The organism is Bdellovibrionales bacterium (assembly GCA_019750295.1).
GTDB lineage: Bacteria > Bdellovibrionota > Bdellovibrionia > Bdellovibrionales > JAGQZY01 > JAIEOS01.
Genome location: JAIEOS010000060.1, coordinates 1 through 2,367 on the forward strand (window position 1 = coordinate 1; position 2,367 = coordinate 2,367).

Here is a 2,367-nt window from a genome sequence, read left to right on the forward strand (position 1 = left end):
TCACCGACGGCGACACGAGGATTGGTGGCACTGATGGATATGGAGGCCGTCATCGGTGGAGCTGCGAGCCATTTCGGGGGTCCCTCAGCTTTTGCCGAAATGATGTCCGCGATTTTTGGTTACATGTTTTGGCAGGCTCAAAAACAAAAAAGAGAATGGCACCAGTTGTTTCATTTTGTGAATGATGCCGGTCATTGCGAAAATGGTCTTTATGCTCTCAAAGCCAATTACAAAGTCGCCGGACTTGATATCGAACATCTTCGGCATTTTAGAAGTATTGATAGCGTCCTTACGGGTCACGGCGAAGCTCATTTATTTCCGCAGTCCGTTTATATTAGCAACGGGCCATTAGGATCTGGAATTCCCCAAGCTCAGGGGCTGGCCGCCGCTGAATCTTTGAGTGATTCACCGCGAACTACGGTGGTTGCGATCTCTGACGGCGGCTGCATGGAAGGCGAAGCTCGCGAAGCCTTTGCGGCGATTCCTGGCTTAGCGGCCAATAAAAAGTTAGGTCCCGTTCTGTGTATGATCAGTGACAACAATACAAAGCTGTCGGGCCGTATCGATAAAGATAGTTTTTCGATGACTCCGACTTTCGCTTCTTTAGCGGCGCAAGGTTGGAATGTGATTACCGTCGGTGACGGACATGACCTCCAAGGTGTTTTTACGGCCATTGAACAAGCGATGGATGCACTTAAAAAAGATCCAAAGACTCCCGTCGCTCTCTGGTGCAAAACCATCAAAGGAAAAGGTGTTAAGAAAACGGAAGAGTCTGCATCGGGAGGACACGGTTTTCCTCTCAAAAAATATGACGAGCTTCCTGCATTTTTAACCGAGATTTTTACGGCTCAAGAAATGCCCCAACCTTTAAAAAGATGGCTCGACGATTTAGTCGCTCGCGAAACGAAAAAATCGACGGCGTCGTCATCTTCGGTAAAGAAAGAGAAAGTTCAAGATGGCGTGAGCAAAGCTCTCATTGAAGCGGTCGAGAAGCATCAGCTCCCGGTCATTTCTATTTCTGCGGATCTTCAGGGCTCTACCGGCGTCGAAAATTTCAGAAAAAAATTCCCCGCCCACACTTTCGAAGTTGGAGTGGCCGAGTCGAACATGGTGAGCATGGGCATAGGTTTATCCAAGCAGGGTTACTTGCCGGTGGTGGACACCTTCGCCCAATTCGGTGTCACTAAAGGTGCGCTACCCTTAATCATGAGTGGACTTTCCGAAGGACCGGTCCTGGGAATTTTTTCTCACACCGGGTTTCAAGATGCGGCAGACGGGGCCTCTCATCAAGCGTTGGCGTATCTCGCGATGTCTGGCTCTATTCCCCATGTTGAGACCTATTGCTTAACTTGTAGCGAAGAGGCCTATCATTTGGTTTCTCAAGCGCTTCAGCAGATGGCCGAAGACAAAAAACGCGGCGTCGCCGGAAAGAGTTATTTGTTCTTCCTCGGACGCGAAACGTTCCCGCCCCAGTTTAATGAGTCCGCCACTTACAAGTTGGGGAAGGCCCATGTCATCTCCGATCGTTTAGAAAATGCACCTCAAAAAGTGATGATCGCTGTCTCTGGTTCACTGGTGACTCAGGCTTTAGAAGCGCAGGAAAAGCTCGCTCAGAAAAATATCGGATCCATTGTGGTGAATCCGGCCGTTATGAATCGTCCCGATGTCGAATTTTTCGCGAAGTGGTTACCCAAGGCCGATGGAAATCTCGTGACTTTAGAAGACCATCGAGTGATTGGTGGGATGGCATCGGTGTTAGTGCAAGAGCTGTTAACTCATGATGTGAAGATCACCAAACTACGGTCGCTGGGAGTTGGAGATGAGTTTGGTCGGAGTTCCTACACCGCCAAGGACCTTTACAAGCTTCATGGTTTAGATGCCGACGCGGTTGTTAAAGCTGTCACTCACTAAGGGGGTATCAGTATGGGCTTTCGAATCCTCATCACGATCTGTTTCGTTTTCTCCGTCCGCAGTTCCCAGGCGCAATTTTCCTGGGACAGATGTTCTGATGCCGAAGGATATTTTAAAACAGAGAATGGCATTGTCGTGAGCCCAGAGGCCGATCCCGGCGAAAGTATCTTCATTGAAAAAGTTCTCAAATCAATGCCGGTCAAAACAATCACTGGAACCTGTGAGTCCGTAAAGAACTCAAACTCTTACGTTTACATGCAGGAGAACTTGTCCTTCGAGGTCTATCAGATGAGCATTGACGGCTGGGTCGTTAGAAATATCGACATGCTTTGCACGCGCGGTTCATACAATTACGATCTCGCTCTCGGAGTGTCATCAGACGCGATCGTCAGTGCTGAGGGCCAAGCGAACGGGTCCATTGGGGATGATGGTGTTTCTTTTACTTTTGATTATGCT

General features: G+C 48.9%; 2 protein-coding genes. Both read left to right on the top strand.

The genetic code is table 11. The annotated features are described in order from the left end of the window. Positions 1–1,911: transketolase (locus tag K2Q26_11195; protein ID MBY0316080.1), on the top strand; the 1,911-nt coding region annotated here is incomplete at its 5' end. A 12-nt stretch (positions 1,912–1,923) separates the two neighbouring features. Next, positions 1,924–2,367, top strand: a 444-nt coding sequence (locus K2Q26_11200; protein ID MBY0316081.1) for a hypothetical protein, incomplete at its 3' end; no start/stop codon positions are given.